This is a genomic window from Pantoea sp. ACRSB (assembly GCF_022346905.1).
Lineage (GTDB): Bacteria > Pseudomonadota > Gammaproteobacteria > Enterobacterales > Enterobacteriaceae > Pantoea > Pantoea piersonii.
In genome coordinates, this window is the sequence record NZ_JAKRNL010000005.1 from 261,421 (window position 1) to 281,456 (window position 20,036).

Below are 20,036 nucleotides of genomic sequence, written 5' to 3' on the forward strand. Positions count from 1 at the left end.
CCTCAGTGGCGGATCTGCTGAAGATCCGCCGCCGACAGCCCGGTCACTTCTTGCACTAGCGTAAAATCGAGTCCTCTGGCCAGCATATTGCGCGCAATCGCCAGCGTCGCCTCGCGCTGGCCTTCATTGCGCCCTTTGTAACGGCCTTCGCTAAGGCCTTCTTCGCGTCCCATTTGCTTAAGCTGTTCCGCAATCGTCATCAGTTCCTCCTTTTGCTGCGGTACACGACGCGCAAGCGCCTCGATAAAACTTTTCGCCTGCGGTACGTCGCCCGCCTGAATCATATAGTTAATCAGCGCCAGTCGTTGTTTGTGGGTCACTGAATTTTGCAGCATAAACGTGACGAGCGGCTCAAACAACCTGGTGAGATCACGCTGACGAAGAGGTTTACAGCCAGCGGCGGCGCGCCACTGAAACCCTACAATCTCACGGCTATTTCAGTTAGACTGCGGGGTTTCCATCCCGACATTCAGCGAAAAGACCCGAAAGCCATGTTTGAAATCAATCCGGTTAAAAACCGCATCCAGGACCTCACCGAGCGCAGCGACGTTCTTAGGGGGTATCTTTGACTACGATGCCAAGAAAGAACGCCTCGAAGAAGTAAACGCCGAGCTGGAGCAGCCAGACGTCTGGAACGAACCTGAACGCGCGCAGGCGCTGGGTAAAGAACGCTCTTCGCTGGAAGCCATCGTCGACACTCTCGATCAAATGCAGCAGGGCCTGGAAGATGTTGAAGGGCTGCTGGAGCTGGCGGTAGAAGCGGACGACGAAGAGACTTTCAACGAAGCCGTTGCCGAACTCGACACGCTGGAAACCAAACTGGGCGAGCTGGAATTCCGCCGTATGTTCTCCGGGGAATATGACAGCGCCGACTGCTATATCGATCTGCAGGCCGGTTCCGGCGGCACCGAAGCGCAGGACTGGGCCAGCATGCTGCTGCGTATGTATTTGCGCTGGGCCGAAGCCAAAGGCTTTAAAACCGAAATTATCGAAGAATCAGAAGGCGAAGTGGCCGGTCTGAAATCCGCTACCGTACGCATTTCCGGCGACTACGCGTTTGGCTGGCTGCGTACCGAAACCGGCGTGCATCGCCTGGTGCGTAAGAGTCCTTTTGACTCCGGCGGCCGTCGTCACACCTCATTCAGCTCTGCGTTTGTTTATCCGGAAGTGGATGACGATATCGATATCGACATCAACCCGGCGGATCTGCGCATTGACGTCTACCGCGCGTCGGGCGCGGGCGGTCAGCACGTTAACCGTACCGAATCAGCGGTGCGTATTACCCATATTCCAACCGGCACGGTTACGCAGTGTCAGAACGACCGCTCTCAGCACAAAAACAAAGATCAGGCAATGAAGCAGATGAAGGCGAAGCTGTACGAGCTTGAGATGCAAAAGAAAAATGCTGAGAAGCAGGCGCTGGAAGACAACAAGTCTGACATCGGCTGGGGTAGCCAGATTCGCTCCTATGTGCTGGATGATTCCCGCATCAAAGATTTGCGCACCGGCGTTGAAACCCGCAATACTCAGGCGGTGCTGGATGGCGATCTCGATCGTTTTATTGAAGCAAGTTTAAAAGCAGGGCTATAAGGAACCGACATGTCAGAACAACAACCGCAGAGCGCTGATGCCGCCCTTGAGTTAAATAACGAACTGAAAACGCGTCGCGAAAAACTCAGCGCGCTGCGTGAAAACGGCGTGGCGTTTCCTAACGATTTCCGCCGTGATACCACCTCGGACGTGCTGCACGCGCAGTATGACGAGAAGAGCAACGAAGAGCTGGAAGATTTAGGCGTTGAGGTCAGCGTCGCCGGACGTATGATGACCCGCCGCATTATGGGCAAGGCCTCTTTTGTGACGCTGCAGGACGTGGGCGGCCGCATTCAGCTCTACGTATCGCGCGACGATCTGGCGGAAGGCATCTATAACGAACAGTTCAAGAAATGGGATCTGGGCGATATCCTCGGTGCGCGCGGTAAGCTGTTCAAAACCAAAACCGGTGAGCTGTCGATTCACTGCCACGAGCTGCGTCTGCTGACCAAAGCGCTGCGCCCGCTGCCGGACAAATTCCACGGCCTCGCCGATCAGGAAACCCGCTATCGCCAGCGCTATCTCGATCTGATCGCCAACGACGATTCGCGCCACACCTTTAAAGTGCGTTCAAAAATCATGGCCGGCATCCGCCAGTTCATGGTAAGCCGCGACTTTATGGAAGTGGAAACCCCGATGATGCAGGTGATCCCGGGCGGCGCCTCGGCGCGTCCGTTTATCACCCATCACAATGCGCTCGATATCGACATGTATCTGCGTATCGCGCCGGAGCTCTACCTGAAGCGTCTGGTGGTGGGCGGTTTCGATCGCGTATTCGAGATCAACCGTAACTTCCGTAACGAAGGCATCTCGCCGCGCCATAACCCTGAGTTCACCATGATGGAACTCTATATGGCCTACGCGGATTACAAAGATCTGATCGAGCTGACTGAAAGCCTGTTCCGCACCCTGGCGCAGGATGTTCTCGGCACCACTAAAGTGCCTTACGGCGATCAGGAGTTCGATTTCGGCAAGCCGTTTGAGCAGCTGACCATGCGCGAAGCGATCAAAAAGTACCGCCCGGAAACCGATCTGGCGGATCTGGATGATTTCGACAAGGCCGTGGCGATTGCACAGGCTATTGGCATTAAAGTCGAGAAGAGCTGGGGCCTGGGCCGCGTAGTGACGGAGATTTTCGAAGAGACGGCGGAAGCGCATTTGATCCAGCCGACCTTTATCACCGAATACCCGGCGGAAGTGTCGCCGCTGGCACGCCGCAACGACGAGAACCCGGAAATTACCGATCGCTTTGAATTCTTTATCGGCGGCCGCGAAATCGGCAACGGCTTCTCGGAGCTGAACGATGCGGAAGATCAGGCGGAGCGTTTCCAGCAGCAGGTGAACGCGAAAGACGCGGGCGACGACGAAGCGATGTTCTACGACGAAGACTACGTTACGGCGCTTGAACATGGTCTGCCGCCGACGGCGGGTCTGGGCATCGGTATCGACCGCATGGTTATGCTGTTCACCAACAGCCATACCATTCGCGACGTGATCCTGTTCCCGGCGCTGCGTCCGGGCGGCGCGAAGTAAATAAACAAATAAGGCCAGCGATGCTGGCCTTATTTTTTTCTGGCCGTCAGGATTTCACTACGCCGTTCAGCCAGGCCTCGAAGCGCGCATAGGGCACATAGAGCGCAACGTCGCGATAGAGGGTTTTCCCGCTCTGGTTATCATCAATGCGGCTGCTGTAGCCGACAATCACGCCCGCCAGGGTGTCGTCCGAGGCGTTATAGACCGCGCCACCCGACATGCCTTTCACCACGCCGGCATTGGCCGCGACCACCACGCACTGCGCCTTGTTCCAGCTGTTCGCTAATGACGTATTAATCAGGTTCTCGCCGCTGGAGCTGACCGGCATTGCGCTGATAAAGCTGTAGCCGTAGAGATTCACTTTGTCGCCGATATGGCTGTTGCGAAAGCGCGGCGGCAGATTAGCTTCGCTATTTTTATGGTAAACCACGGCGAGATCGCACTCAGGATGCCAGGCCTTAACGCGATAGAGCGAGAATTTAGCAACGTGCGCGGCGGTCAGGCTGTACTCCGCCGTCAGCGGAATAGTGGTGCCCAGGGTTCCCAGTCCGAGCGCGGTGGGAATGCCGGTATAGGTCATATCAACGCGCTTTTGCGCTTCGCTGCTGTACTCGTAGTGGCCGACGGAGCAGCCGCTGAGACAGAGCGCCATCAGAGCAATTAGCCGTTGCATTTTCTCTCCCCGCTTAAGAATGGCTTCACATTATCGGACAGTGCATCTGGGGTATCGGCAACGCGCTCTATTCCTTTATCTGATAAATCAACACGCAAAGCGCCCCTTTTAATAACGCGGCTCTCCCTCAACATCAAGCGTAGCGCGTAAAAGAGAAGGCTATTGTTAAGATTCTGGCAAGCATCTGACGCGCATTATTGCCTCTGCGGCAAAAGATCCTTGCCGGACGCGGGGTGTATGCCGAAAGACGGCTATGATTTAATACCCACCGTGACGAAGTTCAAATTTTTATAACCGTCCACGCCCGGCGTCCGCTGCGGCGTTCACCTGCTTATTAATTGGGAGAGTGTGTTATGCCTGTTGCTTTACTGGCGCTGGCGCTAAGTGCGTTTGCGATTGGAACCACCGAGTTCGTCATTATGGGCCTGCTGCCCGAGGTGGCGGGCGATCTGCGGGTCTCGATTCCGTCGGCAGGCTGGCTCATCAGCGGCTATGCGCTGGGCGTCGCCATCGGCGCGCCGATTATGGCGCTGTTAACCGCCAGGCTGCCGCGTAAAAAAACACTTATCCTGCTGATGATCATCTTTATTATCGGCAACGTGCTCTGTGCGCTGGCCTACACCTATAACCTGCTGATGATGGCCCGCGTCATTACCGCGCTCTGTCACGGCGCCTTCTTCGGCATCGGCGCGGTCGTGGCGGCAAGCCTGGTGGCGCCGGGCCGTCAGGCATCGGCCGTGGCGCTGATGTTTACCGGCCTGACGCTGGCGAACGTGCTCGGCGTGCCGCTCGGCACCTGGTTTGGTCAGCTGTTCGGCTGGCGCGCCACCTTCTGGGGCGTCGCCATTATCGGCGTGCTGGCCTTTATCGCGCTGATCGTCAGCCTGCCGGTCAATAAAGAAGAGAAGCCGGTGCATCTGGCGAGCGAAATCAGCGCGCTGGCTAACGGCAAGCTGTGGCTTTCGCTGCTGATGACGGTGTTCTTCGCCGCGGCGATGTTCGCGCTGTTCAGCTATATCGCGCCGCTGCTGCTGCAGGTTACCGGCATCAGCGCGCGCGGCGTCAGCTGGACGCTGTTCCTGATTGGCGCAGGCCTGACCGTTGGCAATATCCTCGGCGGCAAGCTGGCGGACTGGAAGGTCTCCTTCAGCCTGATTTTAAGCTTCTCGCTGATCGCCATCTTCTCGCTGCTGTTTAGCTGGACCAGCCATGCGCTGTGGCTGGCGGAAGTCACCCTGTTCCTGTGGGCGATGGCGACTTTCGCCACCGTACCGGGTTTGCAGATCAACGTGGTGCGCCACGGCAAGGAGGCGCCGAACCTGGTCTCGACGCTGAATATTTCTGCCTTTAACGTCGGCAATGCGCTGGGCGCATGGGTCGGCGGCGCGGTAATCGGCCGAGGCTACGGCCTGACCGCGGTGCCGGTCGCCGCCGCCGCGCTGGCCGCTGTAGGCCTGCTTATCTGTCTGATCACCTTCCGTAAAGCGGGCGGCAGCGCCGCGACAGTGCGCGCCTAAGCCAGCCGCTCGGCGATACGTCGGGGAAAGTCGGCCACCTGCGTCTGCAGGTGGTCGATAAAGGCGGCGACCAGCGCCGAGGCGGGGCGGTGCAGCGGGCGCACCAGACTGACGGTAAAAGGCACCGCGACGCTGAATTTACGCATAACCACACCGCTGTCGGCATAATCGAGCGCCGTCAGCGGATTTACCACCGAAATCCCCACGCCCGCACGCACCATCGCACAAACCGACGCCGCGCTGTGCGTCTCCAGCACCAGCCTGCGCTCCACGCCATTTTCATGAAACAGCGTATCCAGCAGCTGGCGATAGCTGTCGGCGCGCGACAGGCTGACATAGTTCTCTCCGGCGAAGTCCTGCGGCGTCAGCACCGCGCGCGCGCAGAGCGGATGCTGCTGCGGCAGAACGCACACCTCGTCGCAGGTCAGCAGCGCCAGGCGTTCCGTACCGGCGGGGGCGTGCTGGGTTTCGGTCAGGCCGAGATCGTAGCGCTGCGCCGACAGCCACTCCTCCAGCAGCGGCGACTCCTGCGGGATAATATTCAGGCTGACGTCGGGATAACGCTGCATAAAGGGCTGCACCAGCGGCGGCAGCAGCGACTGCGAAAAGACCGGCAGGCAGGCGATCGACAGCTCCCCCTGACGAAACTGACGCAGCCCGTCCGCCGCCTCCATAATGCGATCCAGCCCGTACCACGAGCGCTGCACCTCTTCGAACAGGCGCAACCCCTGCACCGTGGGCTGCAGCCGACCGCGCACGCGCGAGAAGAGCCGTAGCCCAAGCTGCGTTTCCAGTCGCGCCAGCTCGCGGCTGACGGTGGGCTGCGAGGTGTTGAGCAGCGTAGCGGCCTGCGTCAGATTGCCGCTGGTCATCACCGCGTGAAAGATCTCAATGTGTCGCCAGTTAATTTTCGCCATGGGCCACCATATCCATTTTGCATAGAAGCTATTAAAACAGATATTTTTCAGCATGGCACTGTTCTGGCTTAATAGGCGTAACCACAGGAGAATCCTTATGCCACGCGCCTTAACCGACCATACCACCGCGCTCAACGCCCAACAGCTACTGCCGCTGGCGCAGCAGTACAATGGCCCGTTCTGGGCCTATGACGCACAGATTATTCAGCAGCGTATCGAACAGCTGCGCGCCTTCGACGTAGTGCGCTTCGCGCAGAAAGCCTGTTCCAACATTCATATTCTGCGCCTGATGCGCGCGGCGGGCGTTAAGGTCGATTCGGTATCGCTCGGCGAAATCGAACGCGCGCTGGCGGCGGGTTTTCAGCCTGGCGGCGAAGAGATCGTATTTACCGCCGACGTTTTCGATCGGCCGACGCTGGCGCGCATCGCGGAGCTGAAGGTGCCGGTTAACGCCGGTTCGGTGGATATGCTGCATCAGCTGGGCGACGTTTCCCCTGGCCACGCGGTGTGGCTGCGCATTAATCCCGGCTTCGGCCACGGCCACAGCCAGAAAACCAATACCGGCGGCGAGAACAGCAAACACGGCATCTGGCACAGCGAGCTGCCGCAGGCGCTGAAGGCGATTGAACAGCATGGCCTGCGGCTGGTCGGCTTGCATATGCATATCGGCTCCGGCGTCGATTACGGCCATCTCCAGCAGGTATGCGACGCGATGGTGGAGCAGGTGATCGCGCTCGGCCACGATCTTGAGGCGATTTCAGCGGGCGGCGGCCTCTCCATTCCTTACCGCTTCGGCGAAGAGGCGATCGACACCGCGCACTATTTCGGGCTGTGGGATGCGGCGCGCCAGCGTATCGCCGCCCATCTCGGCCATCCGGTCAAGCTGGAGATCGAGCCGGGCCGTTTTCTGGTTGCTGAATCAGGCGTGCTGGTGTCGCAGGTGCGCGCGGTGAAAGTGATGGGCAGCCGCCACTTCGTGCTGGTGGATGCGGGCTTCAGCGATCTGATGCGCCCCTCTATGTACGGCAGCTATCACCATATTTCGCTGCTGGCGGGCGACGGACGCGCTGTCGATGAGCAGACGCTGGTTGACAGCGTGGTCGCCGGGCCGCTGTGCGAGTCGGGCGACGTCTTTACCCAGCTGGAAGGCGGCAAGGTCGAAACGCGCGCGCTGCCTGCGGCGCGTGTAGGCGACTATCTGGTGTTTCACGACACCGGCGCCTACGGCGCGTCGATGTCCTCTAACTACAACAGCCGTCCGCTGATCCCGGAAGTGCTGTTCGAACAGGGCAGACCGCGTGAAATCCGCCGGGCGCAGACCATTCAAGAACTGCTGGCGCTTGAGCTGAGCTAAGGCGCGCGTCAGGTGAAGATCCTCTCTTTGCGCGACGCGCCGCAGTTTGCCGGACAGGTCTCTGACTGGCTGTGGCGCGCTTTTGATGCGGACAACAGCCGCGACTTTATGGCCAGCGTGGTAGAGAGTTCGCTACAGGAGGCGGAGTTCCCCGTCACCTTCGTCGCCGTTGACGACGCGGGCAGGGCGGTGGGTACGGTGGGCTTCTGGCGCTGCGACCTGATCAGCCGTCAGGATCTCTTTCCCTGGCTCGCTGCGCTCTACGTCGAAGAAAGCGCGCGCGGCAGCGGCCTGAGCGCGGCGCTACAGCAGCATGTGATCGACTACGCGCGGCAGCGCGGCTATGGCCGCCTGTGGCTCTGGTCCACCTTTGGCGACTACTACGAACGTCACGGCTGGACGCCAGCGGGCGAGGCGCTGGACTACCCGCATAAAAGGGTCAGGCTTTACCGGCGCGAGATTTAACCCGGCCCGCTCACTGAATGCCGCCGCACCAGCGTCGGGCTGAACATATTAGTCACCTCCGGCAGCGGCTGCCCGTGGGCCAGCGCCAGCGCCAGCTCTGCCGCCTGCTGCGCCATAGTGACGATGGGATAGCGCACCGTTGTCAGGCGTGGGCGCACGTAGCGCGACACCAGCACGTCATCGAAGCCGATCAGCGACATCTCCTCCGGCACGCGCACGCCGTTATCGCTCAGTACCGCCAGCGCCCCGGCGGCCATCGAGTCGTTATAGCAGGCCACGGCGGAAAAGCTGCGGCCCCGCCCCAGTAGCTCGGTCATCGCCTGTTCGCCGCCGACTTCATCCGGTTCGCCCAGCGTTACCAGCCGATCGTTGCAGGGCAGGCCGTGTTCTTTCAGCGCGTCGTAATAGCCCTGCAGGCGGTCTTCGGAGTCAGAAATCGGATGGGTGGAGCAGATAAAGGCGATGTTCTGATGCCCCTGCTGAATCAGATGGCGCGTCGCCAGCCAGGCGCCGTAGCGGTCGTCGAGCGCGATACAGCGCTGTTCAAACCCTTTCAGCAGCCGGTTTAACAGCACCATGCCCGGCACCTGCTTCATCAGCAGTTCCAGCTCGGCGTCGGGGATTTTCTTGGCATGCACCACCAGCGCGGCGCAGCGATGGCGCATCAGCTGCTCAATTGCCTGACGCTCTTTTTCCTCGTTATGGTAACCGTTACCAATCAGCAAAAAGTTGCCGGTCTGTCCGGCTATTTCATCAACTGCCTTAACCATTGCGCCGAAAAAAGGGTCGGACACATCGCCCACCACCAGCCCTAAGGTCTCTGTCGACTGCTGCGCCAGGGCGCGCGCGTTGGCGTTAGGATGGTACTGCAGCTCCTCCATCGCCTGGCTGACGGCCTGACGCGAACTCTCGCTGGCTTTAGGCGAATTATTAATCACACGGGAAACCGTCGCGACGGAAACACCCGCCAGTCTGGCAACATCCTTAATCGTAGCCATGCCTCGACCTGCTTTAGGGAAAACGTTTACACATGGCAGCAGTGTTACGGAAAAGGCGGCCTACATCAAGCCGGTAGAATGTCTGCGCCGTCGCAAAAAGGGGCAAAATTCCAGGCTTAACCCGGCGCAGGGTCGCGTGGTATCCTGCGTTTTTCCCTTACCTGCCGTAAAAGAAACCATGAAAAAGCGAGTGCCGCATCTGGCGCACTGGGGCGCATTCTCCGCCGTAACTGAAAACGATCGTCTGATCGGCTGCGAGCCGTTCTTCGCCGACGCCGATCCGTCGCCGATGCTGAACACCATTCCCGAGCTGGTCTACTCCGACAAACGTATTCGCCAGCCGATGGTGCGCCGCTCCTGGCTGAAAGCGCGCGAAAAAAGCGACCGCACGCTGCGCGGACGGGAAGACTTCGTCGCCGTTGACTGGGAGACCGCGCTGGATCTGGTGGCGGAGGAAAATCGCCGCATCCGCGAACGCTACGGCGCCTCAGGCATTTTCAACGGCTCTTACGGCTGGTCGTCGGCGGGCCGCGTCAACCATGCGCGCTCCCTGATCCGTCGCTTCTATTTTCAGGGCGGCGGCGGCGTCGATCAGCAGGGCAATTACAGCTGGGGAGCGGCGCAGTTTTTCCTGCCCTATGTGATTGGCACCTATATGCCGCTGACCGGGCGCGTTACTGACTGGCCACAGGTGGTAGAGCACGCGGAAATCTTCGTCGCCTTCGGCGGGCTGGCGCTGAAAAACGCCCAGGTGGCGTCGGGCGGCGCGGGCCAGCACAGCCTGAAACCGGCGCTGGAGCAGCTGGCGGCCAAAGGCACGCCGGTTATTAATATCAGCCCGATGCGCGACGACTGCCCGGCGTTTGTCAACGCCGACTGGATCCCGATTCGCCCCAATACCGACGTGGCGCTGATGCTGGCGCTGGGTTATGAGATCGCCCAGCGCAACGCGGTGGATGAGGCGTTTCTCGCCAGCCACTGCACCGGCTGGCCGCAGCTGCGCGCCTATCTGCTGGGCGAAAGCGACGGCGTCGCCAAAACCGCCGGCTGGGCGAGCCGCATCACCGGCATTCCGCCGGAGCGCATTGTCCGACTGGCCGAACAGCTGATCGGCAAGCGCAGCTTTATTACCTGCTCTTACTCGGTTCAGCGCGCCCATCGCGGCGAGCAGCCTTACTGGATGATGATTGCGCTGTCGTCCATGCTCGGCCAGCCTGGCCTGCCGGGCGCCGGTTTCTCCTTCGGCCACGGTTCGATGAACAGCGTCGGCAATCCGCGTCAGGACGGCCCCGCGCCGCTGATGGCCACCGGCCCCAATCCTTCGGGCCTGTCGATTCCCGTGGCGCGCATCAGCGATATGCTGCTCAATCCCGGTCAGCCCTATACCTTTCAGGGGGAAACGCTGACCTATCCCGACATTCATCTGGTGCACTGGGCGGGCGGCAATCCCTTCCATCATCATCAGCAGCTTAACCGGCTGGTCGAGGGCTGGCAGAAGCCCGATACCGTGGTGGTGCAGGATATCGTCTGGACGCCAGCGGCGCAGATGGCGGATATCGTGCTGCCCGCCACTACCACGCTGGAGCGCAACGATATCGGCGGCTCGTCGCGCGACCGCTTTGTGCTGGCGATGCACCAGGCGATCAGGCCGCAGCATCAGGCGCGTAACGACTTTGATATTTTCGCCGATCTGGCCGAGCGTCTCGGCTACCGCGAGGCGTTTACCGAGGGGCGCGATGAACGCCAGTGGATTGAGTATCTCTACCAGCAGTGCGCGGTGGCGCATGCGCGCAAAGGGATCGATTTCCCGGAGTTTGCGGAGTTCTGGTCGCGCGGTTTCGTCGAGATCCCGGAAGGGGGCAAGCCCTATATCTTTATGGAGGATTTCCGCGCCGATCCTGAGCGTCATCCGATCAAGACCGCCAGCGGCAAGATTGAGCTGTTCAGCCAGACCATCGCCGACTATAAGCTGGCGGATTTCGCTGGTCATCCCGAATGGCGCGAGCCGCAGGAGTGGCTGGGCGCGGCGCTGAGCGAACAGTTCCCGCTGCATATGATCTCTATCCAGCCGTCGGATCGGCTGCACAGCCAGCTTGACGCCACGCCGACGGTGCAGGGCAATAAAACCGCGGGACATGAAACCCTTTATATGCATCCGCAGGACGCGGCGGCGCGCGACATTGCGGACGGCGAGGTGATTGAAGTGCGCAACGCGCGCGGCGCGATGCTGGCGGGCGTGCGCCTGACCGACGGGCTGACGGCGGGCGTGGTCATCGTCGCCACCGGCGCCTGGTTCGATCCCGGTTTCGGCGCGGAGTGGCAGCCGTTCGACCGCGCGGGCAACCCCAATGTGCTGACGCTCGATATCGGCACCTCGTCGCTGACGCAGGGGCCGAACGCCATGAGTTGCCTGGTGGACATCAAAAAACATGCAGTTTGCAAAATTGCTTAACAAACACATGGCTGGTTACATTTTGCCGGACACTGTTGCGTTTGAGTGATGGCAGCCCGTCTCGCGGCCTTGCTACAGTCAGGGTCCCAGAGGTATTGATGGGTGAACATCAATAGATTTTCTTGATTACACCGACCTGCGCAGATGCGCAGGTTTTTTTTTGCCTGGCGCGCCGATTACGAACTGATACACAGTTTTCCTGTTAACAACGTAACGCTTTCTTTATAACTGCTCGCGTAGATATTTTTTACTTTTTCTTTGCAGCGGATTGCCATGCCCCGGATAAAAAAACTACTGGGAAAAGACCAGATCAAAGCCCCTTTTAACCCGTTTCGCTTTCGCCTGATCTGCCTTGGCGTGCTGACCTGCATGGTGGTACTGCTGGCGCGCATCGCCGATCTGCAGTTTCTTAACCAGCCGATGCTGGAGCACGAGGCGGACCAGCGCTCCTTGCGCACCGTCACGCTGCCGACCAACCGCGGCACTCTGCTGGATCGCAACGGCGAAGCGCTGGCGCTTTCGGTGCCGTCGCGCGACGTTATCGCCGATCCAATGCGCGTGCTGGAGGCGAACCCCGACTTCCTTAGCGCCAAATGGGCCTATCTGGCCTCGGCGCTGAATATGCGGCCAGAGCAGATCGCCGCGCAGATCACCGCCAACCCGAAACGCCGCTTTCTCTATCTGGGCCGTAAAATCGAGCTTGGCATCGCTAAAGACATTGCCGAACTGCATCTGAAGGGCATCAGCGAAGTCTATGACGACAGCCGCTTCTACCCGATGAGCGAGGCGGCCGCGCCGCTTATCGGCATCGTTGGCGCAGACAACTCTGGCCTGAACGGGCTGGAAAAAGGCTATGACAAATTGCTGCAGGGCGTGCCGGGCAAAGAGGTTTACCGTCAGGACGCCGCTGGCAACATTATCTCAATGCTGAGCTATACGCCGCCGACGCAGCCGCCGACGGTGCAGCTCAGCATCGATAAGTTCGATCAGTACACCCTCTACAGTAAGCTGCGTGATGGCGTGCTGCTGAATAAAGCGGATTCCGGCGCGGCGGTGCTGATAAAGATCGATACCGGCGAAATCCTTGGCATGGCCTCTTACCCGTCGTTCAACCCGAACAACTACGACGGCGCCACCCCGGCGCAGATGCGCAACGCGGCGATCAACGACAGCTATGAGCCCGGCTCAACGGTGAAGCCGTTGGTTGTGATGGAAGGGCTGGAGCGTCATCTGGTGCGCCCCGATTCGGTAATCGACACCACGCCGTATCGGGTAAACGGCCACCTGATCCGCGACGTCGGCCACTGGCCGCGCCTGACCATGACCGGCATTTTGCAGAAATCGAGCGATATCGGCGTGTCCCATATCGCGCTGGCGATGCCCGCCGAGGCGCTGGTCAATACCTATCAGGCGTTTGGCCTGGGCAAACCGACCGGCCTGGGGCTGACCGGCGAGAGCGTCGGCTACTTTCCGGCGCACCGTCAGCGCTGGGCGGATATCGAGCGCGCGACCTTCTCCTTCGGCTATGGCCTGCGCGTAACGCCGCTGCAGATCGCGCGGGAATACGCCACGCTGGGTTCTTTCGGCGTTTACCGTCCGCTGTCGATTACCCGCGTGACGCCGCCGGTGCTTGGCAGGCAGGTAGCGAATCCGGAAACGGTAAAAGAGGTAGTGCATATGCTGGAGAGCGACGTGCTGCCAGGCGGTACGGGGATCAAAGCGGCGGTGCCTGGCTACCGGCTGGCGACGAAAACCGGTACGGCGGAGAAGATGGGCGACAGCGGCAAATATGATGGCGGCTATATCAACTATACCGCCGGCATTGCGCCCGCCAGTCATCCGGAAGTGGCGCTGGTGGTAATGATTAACCATCCCACCGCGGGGGATCACTTCGGCGGCTCGGTCGCCGCGCCTATCTTCGGCAATATCATGGGCCCAGTGCTGAAGCATATGAATATCGCGCCGGATGCAATTTACAATAAGCCTTCAGATAAATCTTAATAAAATCAGGGTGTAACCGGGAGTGGAACTTATTCATACCTGGTTTCATTTCCCCGAATATCGTTGCGTTTTCGCGCTGTTTTGTCCCGCCGCAGAGTGCGAGGATAGCAGTCCCAGAGGTATTGATAGGTGCGAAGACGCGCTGCCCAGGCAGCGATATCCGCAAGGATAATCCACCCTGTTTATTGCACCAACCCACGCGGATGCGTGGGTTTTTTTTGTCTTTTGTTAACCCGCCGCAATCTGCTCACATCTCTTAACCCGCCCTTAACGCTTTGACGCGAACAAAAAAAAAGCCGGTGCGATAGGGTAACTGCAACGAACCGTTATCCTGCATTCCATAACGGGGCGTTAGCCTTTTGCGGCGTGGGTAGCGCCGCAAAAGGCGCTCTGTCGCTCAGGGAAAAACCTATGCCGAAAACCAAAGATCGAACGCCGCGCGGCGAAGGAAGATCCGCTGCGTTTCAACTACGTATTCCTTATCAGCTGCATCAGCAGCTGCGTGAACTGACCGATGCTGAAAATGTGACGCTCGGCTGCTGGCTTAAAGAGCTGGCGCGCCGCGAGCTGCGCCGTCGCGGCATTGAACCTCGGGGTTAAGCCGCTTCTGTCTTGAACGAAACGTGCGGGATCGCGGCACAAAAGCGCGGAATTTTCGTCCAGAAAATATATTTTACGCAACCTTAACAGATTCCTGCATCAGCGCTTCTCTACAATAGGCTTCCCTACGAGAGTAATCACTCTCGTTACTTTTTCCTGTAATGAGAAGAACTATGCGTCTGAAATTCCTTTCTGCCAGCGTGGTGTTTTTACTGGTGGCCTGCGATCAGGGAGGAGGCCAGCCTGCTGCCTCCAGCATCCCGCAAGTAGGCGTAACAACGGTTAAAAGCCAGCCCGTCACCTTAATGAAACAGCTGCCCGGCCGCACCAATGCGGTCAAAACCGCCGAGGTGCGCCCTCAGGTAAGCGGCGTGATACAGAAGCTGCTGTTTACCGAAGGCGGCGAAGTAAAAGCCGGGCAGCCGCTCTACCAGATCGATCCGGCAACCTATAAAGCAGCCTATGACAAAGCGCTGGCGACCTGGCAGAACGACGCAATGGTAGCGAAGCGCTATCAGCCGCTGGCAGCGGCGCACGCCATCAGCCAGCAGACCTATGACGATGCGGTCGCCGCTGAGCGCTCCGCCAAAGCGGATCTCGAGACCGCCAGAGTCAATCTGGACTACACGCTGGTGAAAGCGCCGATCTCCGGTCATATCAGCCGCTCGCTGGTCACCGCCGGCGCGCTGGTTACCAACGGGCAGACCGACTATCTCGCCACTATTCAGCAGCTGGATCCGATCTACGTGGACGTCAGCGAATCGGTCGCCGATCTGCTGAGCCTGCGTCGCGCCATGGCGCAGGGCAAGCTGGAAAAGGTAGATGACAACACCGCCACCGTGAAGCTGCAGCTGGAAGATGGCAGCACCTATCCGCTGGAAGGTAAGCTCGCTTTCTCCGAGGTGAACGTCAGCGAGACGACCGGCACTGTCGTGCTGCGCGCCGTTTTCCCGAACCCGCATAACGAGCTGCTGCCGGGCATGTATGTTCACGCCGTCTTCCCGCAGGGGGTGCAGCAGCAGGGCATCCTGGTGCCGCAGGAGGCGATCATGCATGACACCAAAGGGCAGCCCTATGTCTACGTCGTTAAACCGGACAGCAGCGTTGAACAGCGCAACATTACGACCGGCGAGATGGTGAAAGGCAGCTGGCTGGTTAACAGCGGCCTGAAGAGCGGCGAGCAGGTCATCATTAACAACCTTCTGAGCGTGCGCAGCGGCATCAAGGTCAAAGCCCAGGCCGCGACCAGCCAGGATACGCCGGCTGCCGGCGGCGTCAGTCTGTCGATGACCGATCCGTCAGCGCAGTAAAGGAGAGGTCATGTCTAAATTTTTTATTGAGCGTCCGATCTTCGCCTGGGTTGTGGCCATTATCGTGATGCTGGTCGGCGCTATCGCCACGCTGAGCCTGCCGGTTAATCAGTATCCCAATATCTCGCCGCCGGCGGTATCGATCTCTGTTACCTATCCGGGCGCCAGTGCGGAAACCACGCAAAACACCGTGGTGCAGGTTATTGAACAGCAGCTTAACGGGCTGGATGGCCTGCGCTATATCGAGTCGAGCAGCGCCAGCGACGGCAGCGCGCAGATTATCGCCACCTTTAATCAGGGCGTTGACCCCGATATCGCCCAGGTCCAGGTGCAGAACCGCGTCTCGCTCTCTGAGTCGCAGCTTCCCACTGACGTCACCCAGCAGGGCATCCGTATCCGTAAGTACCAGTTAAATTTCATGATGGTCGTTGGCCTGATCTCGAAAGACGGCAAGCTGAGCAATGGCGATCTGGCGGATGTACTGGTATCGAAGCTGGAGGATCCGATTTCCCGTACCAAAGGGGTTGGCGACTTTATGGTGATGGGGGCGGAATATGCGATGCGCATCTGGCTCGATCCAGAGAAGCTCTACAAATATAACCTGATGCCGAGCGACGTCACCACCGCCATCAATAATCAGAACGTGCAGGTCTCTTCCGGCTCGCTCGGCGGGCTGCCGACCGTTCCGGGCGCGAAAACCAGCGCCACCATTCTGGGCAAATCGCGCTTTACGACGGTCAGCCAGTTTGAAAACGTGCTGCTCAAGGTCAACAGCGACGGTTCGCAAATCCGCCTGAAAGATGTCGCCAGCGTGGCGCTGGGGCCGCAGAGCTATACCATCGACTCCATCATGAACGGCAAGCCTTCCGCCGGGATCGCGCTGCGTCTGGCTACCGGCGCCAACGAGCTGGAGACCGCCAAAGCGGTGCGCGCCACTATTGCCTCGCTGAAAGATTCGCTGCCGGACAACGTGGAGGTGGTCTATCCCTATGACACCTCGCCGGTGGTCAGCGCCTCGATCGAAGAGGTGGTGAAAACGCTGATCGAAGCGATCGTGCTGGTGTTCTTCGTGATGCTGATCTTCCTGCAGAACCTGCGCGCAACGCTGATCACTACTATGGTGGTGCCGGTGGTGCTGCTAGGCACCTTCGGCATTCTCGCCGCCTGCGGCTACAGCATTAACACCCTGACGATGTTCGGCATGGTGCTGGCGATAGGGCTGCTGGTGGATGACGCCATCGTGGTGGTGGAGAACGTTGAACGTGTGATGCATGAAGAGCAGGTCGATCCGAAAACTGCCACCATCAAGTCGATGGAGCAGATTCAGGGCGCGCTGTTCGGCATCGCGCTGGTGCTCTCGGCGGTGCTGCTGCCGATGGCTTTTTTCGCCGGCTCGACCGGCGTAATTTACCGTCAGTTCTCTATCACTATCGTCTCGGCGATGGCGCTCTCAGTGCTGATGGCGCTGATTTTTACCCCGGCGCTCTGCGCTACTATCCTTAAACGCGCCTCGGCGGAGCATAAAACCACCGGGCTTGCGGGCTGGTTCAACCGTCACTTCGACAGCGGCACGCTGTACTACACGCGCGGCGTGAGCACAGTGATCTCGCGGCGCGGTCTGTTTATCGTTGTCTATCTGGCGATCGTTGGCGTCACCGGCTTCCTCTTTACCCGCGTGCCGACCACTTTTCTGCCTGAAGAAGATCAGGGTGTGCTGATGTTGCAGGTCACGCTGCCGGTAAACGCCTCAGCGCAGCGCACCCAGCTGGTGCTTAACGACATCAACGACTATCTGCAAAAGAACGAAGCCTCTGTATTTAGCAGCATGTTCGGCGTTAACGGCTTTAGCTTCGCCGGCCGCGGACAGAACAGCGGGATGGTCTTTGTGCGCACCAAAGACTGGAGCGAACGCAAGCAAAGCAGCCAGAGCGTCCAGGCGCTGGCGGCGCGCATCAGCGCGCATTTCGCCAGCTACCCGAACGCGAAGGTCTTTGCCATGGTGCCGCCTGCGGTGATGGAGCTGGGCAACGCCACCGGCTTCGACTTCTACCTGCAGGATACCGCCGGGCACAGCCACCAGCAGATGATGGACGCCACTCACCAGTTCCTGCAGCTGGCGAACCAGGATCCGCGTCTGACGCAGGTGCGTATGAACAGCCTGGAAGATGAGCCGATGTACCAGCTGGAGATCAACGACGAACGCGCCAGCGCGCTCGGCCTCAGCATGTCTGACGTCAACAACACGCTGTCGGTGGCCTGGGGCTCCAGCTATATCGACCAGTTTATGTATAACGGCCGCGTCAAGCAGGTCTACCTGATGGGCAAGGCGGCGTCGCGCGTCACCCCGGAGGATCTCAATAAGTGGTACTTCCGTAACAGCAGCGGAACCATGGTGCCGTTCTCCGCCTTCGGCAGCGGCAGATGGGTCAGCGGCTCGCCGCACTACGAGCGCTTTAACGGCATGACGGCGGAGGAGATTCAGGGATCGCCCGCGCCGGGCTACAGCAGCGGCGAGGCGATGCAGGCGGTTGAGGAGATCGCGGCGAAACTGCCGAAAGGCTTCCGTGTGCAGTGGTACGGCATCTCCTATGAGGAGCAGACGTCCGGCTCGCAGACTACCCAGCTCTACGTTCTCTCGCTCCTGGTGGTCTTCCTCTGCCTGGCGGCGCTCTATGAGAGCTGGTCGATACCCTTCTCGGTGATCCTGTCCGTACCGCTCGGCATTCTTGGCACGATCTGCGCAGTGCTGCTGCGCGGCCTGCAGAATGACGTTTTCTTTCAGGTCGGCCTGCTGACTACCGTCGGACTGGCGGCAAAAAACGCGATATTGATCGTCGAGTTCGCCAAAGAGCTGCATGAGCGCGACGGCAAGAGTCTGGTCGAGGCGGCGGTAGAGGCGGCGCGGCTGCGTATCCGCCCCATTATCATGACCTCGATGGCCTTTATCCTTGGCGTGCTGCCGCTGACCATTTCGAACGGCGCAGGCGCAGGCAGCCAGCACTCTATCGGTACGGCGGTAGTGGGCGGAATGATCACCGCAACCTTCCTCGCCATCTTCTTTGTTCCCATGTTCTACGTAGTCGTGGCGCAGTTCTTCTCACGTAAGAAAGAGAACGCGGCCGCTGAGGAAGTTAATCATGATCGTTAATGTTCGCTGTAAGTTGCTGCCGCTCGCTCTGCTGCTGGCGGGCTGTAGTCTACAGCCGGAGTATCATCGCCCGGCCATGCCTGTCGAGACGCGCTACGACCAGCAGACGCCCGCTGGCAACGTGGCCGATCTACCGTGGCAAAATTTCTTTACCGACGCAAAAATGCGTCAGCTGATTGCGCTGTCGCTGCAAAATAACCGCGACCTGCGCGTCGCGGCGCTTAACGTTGAGCAGGCGCGCGCGACGGTGCAGGTCAACCGCGCCGCGCTGCTGCCGTCGATCAGCGCCACCGCCAGCCAGACTTCGGCGCACGAGCCTGCCAATCTCTACAGCACCAAAAGCTCCGGTGCGGTGACCTATCACGAGCTTAACGCCGGGCTGGGCGTCACCTCCTGGGAGCTTGATTTCTTCGGCCGTCTGCGCAGCCTGCGCGACGAGGCGCAGGAGCAGTATCTCTCTACCGAGGCGACCGAGCGCGCCACGCGCATTGCGCTGATTGCCCAGGTGGCGTCAGCCTGGCTGACGCTCTGCTCCGATAACGATCTGCTGCATCTGGCGCAGCAGACCGCCCAGAGCCAGCAGAAATCCTATGAATTAACCCAGCTCAGCTATCGCGGCGGCGTAAGCAGCGATGTAGATGTGGCGCAGGCGGAGAGTACGGTTCGCAGCGCTGAGGCGGACGTGGCGAGCTACACGCGCCAGGTGCGCCAGGATGTCGACGCGCTGCGGTTGCTGGCGGGCACCGAGCTGCCCGCCGATCTGCTGAAAAACGCCACGCTGAATAATCGCTGGGACTTCCCGGCGACCCCGGCGGGACTGCCGTCGGATCTGCTGACCCGTCGTCCCGATATTATCGCCGCCGAGCATACGCTGAAGGCGGCCAACGCCAATATCGGCGCGGCGCGCGCCGCCTTTTTCCCCAGCATCTCGCTCACGGCGTCAGGCGGTTCGGCCAGCAGTTCGCTGGGGCACCTGCTGGAGGGCGGAACCGCTTCCTGGTCCTTTGTGCCCTCGATCAACCTGCCGATCTTCGACGGCGGCGTGAATCAGGCCAATCTTGATATCGCCAAAATTGAGAAGCGTATCGAAATCGCCAACTATGAGAAGGCGATCCAGACCGCATTTAAAGAGGTGAACGACGCGCTGGCCGGTCAGGACACCTGGCAGGATCAGCTAACGGCCCTGGAAAAAGAGGTCGCAGCGAACCAGCGCGATTACGACTATTCTGAATTGCGCTATAAGCAAGGCATTGACAACTATCTGAATGTGCTGGTGGCGCAGCGCTCGCTTTACAGCGCGCAGCAGGCGTTGATAACGGCGCGTCTGGGCCAGCTAAACCAGAAAATCACGCTGTATGAAGCGCTGGGCGGCGGCTGGAAAGCCTGACCTTTCTTAACGGAACCATTACAGTTTCCCGATGGAAAAACGTACGGGCTTTCGCGGATAATACGCGGCGCTATGCTTTAGACTTTAAATA

15 protein-coding genes are annotated in these 20,036 nt (G+C 59.7%); 11 read left to right on the forward strand and 4 right to left on the reverse strand.

Going from position 1 to position 20,036, the window contains the following annotated elements; all coding sequences use genetic code 11:
* Positions 1-2 precede the first annotated feature (2 nt).
* A complete protein-coding gene (locus MHZ89_RS16415; protein ID WP_311783966.1) occupies positions 3-425 on the reverse strand; it encodes an Rpn family recombination-promoting nuclease/putative transposase in 423 nt (140 codons plus the stop codon).
* 66 nt (positions 426-491) lie between these two features.
* Here MHZ89_RS16415 and prfB point away from each other — a divergent pair.
* Together prfB and lysS are read left to right on the forward strand one after the other, a co-directional pair.
* Positions 492-1,590 (forward strand): peptide chain release factor 2 gene (gene prfB / locus MHZ89_RS16420; RefSeq protein ID WP_311783900.1). Its coding sequence is split into 2 segments (ribosomal slippage): positions 492-566 and positions 568-1,590, totalling 1,098 coding nucleotides; the frame shifts between segments, so codons are not numbered across the junction.
* A 9-nt stretch (positions 1,591-1,599) separates the two neighbouring features.
* The gene (gene lysS / locus MHZ89_RS16425) at positions 1,600-3,123 is read left to right on the forward strand and encodes a lysine--tRNA ligase (RefSeq protein WP_311783901.1); all 1,524 of its coding nucleotides are present in this window, start codon (positions 1,600-1,602) and stop codon (positions 3,121-3,123) included.
* A 46-nt stretch (positions 3,124-3,169) separates the two neighbouring features.
* Here the strand turns inward: lysS and MHZ89_RS16430 are convergent, their stop codons facing one another.
* Positions 3,170-3,796 (reverse strand): serine protease, encoded by a 627-nt coding sequence (locus MHZ89_RS16430; RefSeq protein ID WP_120454488.1) that lies wholly within the window; start codon positions 3,794-3,796, stop codon positions 3,170-3,172.
* A gap of 353 nt (positions 3,797-4,149) precedes the next feature.
* Between MHZ89_RS16430 and MHZ89_RS16435 the strand changes: the two genes are divergently transcribed.
* Positions 4,150-5,313, forward strand: a complete 1,164-nt coding sequence (locus MHZ89_RS16435) for an MFS transporter (RefSeq protein WP_120454487.1) — start codon at positions 4,150-4,152, stop codon at positions 5,311-5,313.
* Here MHZ89_RS16435 and MHZ89_RS16440 read toward each other — a convergent pair.
* On the reverse strand, positions 5,310-6,230 hold the full coding sequence (locus MHZ89_RS16440) for a LysR family transcriptional regulator (protein WP_311783902.1): 921 nt from the start codon (positions 6,228-6,230) through the stop codon (positions 5,310-5,312). The genes MHZ89_RS16435 and MHZ89_RS16440 overlap by 4 nt on opposite strands.
* A 97-nt stretch (positions 6,231-6,327) precedes the next feature.
* Between MHZ89_RS16440 and lysA the strand changes: the two genes are divergently transcribed.
* Both lysA and MHZ89_RS16450 read left to right on the forward strand, forming a co-directional pair.
* Positions 6,328-7,584, forward strand: a complete 1,257-nt coding sequence (gene lysA / locus MHZ89_RS16445; protein WP_311783903.1) for a diaminopimelate decarboxylase — start codon at positions 6,328-6,330, stop codon at positions 7,582-7,584.
* A gap of 12 nt (positions 7,585-7,596) precedes the next feature.
* Positions 7,597-8,049: a GNAT family N-acetyltransferase gene (locus MHZ89_RS16450; protein ID WP_311783904.1), complete on the forward strand. Its 453-nt coding sequence runs from the start codon at positions 7,597-7,599 to the stop codon at positions 8,047-8,049.
* Here MHZ89_RS16450 and galR read toward each other — a convergent pair.
* On the reverse strand, positions 8,046-9,047 hold the full coding sequence (galR, locus tag MHZ89_RS16455; RefSeq protein WP_120454479.1) for an HTH-type transcriptional regulator GalR: 1,002 nt from the start codon (positions 9,045-9,047) through the stop codon (positions 8,046-8,048). The genes MHZ89_RS16450 and galR overlap by 4 nt on opposite strands.
* A gap of 178 nt (positions 9,048-9,225) precedes the next feature.
* Between galR and MHZ89_RS16460 the strand changes: the two genes are divergently transcribed.
* The 6 genes from MHZ89_RS16460 (at position 9,226) to MHZ89_RS16485 (ending at position 19,945) form a co-directional block, all read left to right on the forward strand.
* Positions 9,226-11,499 carry a molybdopterin guanine dinucleotide-containing S/N-oxide reductase gene (locus tag MHZ89_RS16460; protein ID WP_311783905.1) on the forward strand — a complete coding sequence of 758 codons (2,274 nt, stop codon included), beginning with the start codon at positions 9,226-9,228 and terminating at the stop codon, positions 11,497-11,499.
* Between the two features lie 273 nt (positions 11,500-11,772).
* Positions 11,773-13,500 (forward strand): penicillin-binding transpeptidase domain-containing protein, encoded by a 1,728-nt coding sequence (locus MHZ89_RS16465; RefSeq protein WP_311783906.1) that lies wholly within the window; start codon positions 11,773-11,775, stop codon positions 13,498-13,500.
* Positions 13,501-13,911: 411 nt separating this feature from the next.
* On the forward strand, positions 13,912-14,100 hold the full coding sequence (locus tag MHZ89_RS16470) for a toxin-antitoxin system HicB family antitoxin (protein WP_311783907.1): 189 nt from the start codon (positions 13,912-13,914) through the stop codon (positions 14,098-14,100).
* Positions 14,101-14,273: 173 nt separating this feature from the next.
* Positions 14,274-15,410, forward strand: coding sequence for an efflux RND transporter periplasmic adaptor subunit (locus tag MHZ89_RS16475; protein WP_311783908.1), 1,137 nt, complete (start codon positions 14,274-14,276; stop codon positions 15,408-15,410).
* 10 nt (positions 15,411-15,420) lie between these two features.
* Entirely contained in the window at positions 15,421-18,558 is a 3,138-nt protein-coding gene (locus tag MHZ89_RS16480) for an efflux RND transporter permease subunit (RefSeq protein ID WP_311783909.1), read from the forward strand.
* Complete coding sequence (locus MHZ89_RS16485) at positions 18,548-19,945, forward strand: efflux transporter outer membrane subunit (RefSeq protein ID WP_311783910.1); 1,398 nt, start codon at positions 18,548-18,550, stop codon at positions 19,943-19,945. The genes MHZ89_RS16480 and MHZ89_RS16485 overlap by 11 nt, the downstream gene beginning before the upstream one ends.
* Positions 19,946-20,036 lie beyond the last annotated feature (91 nt).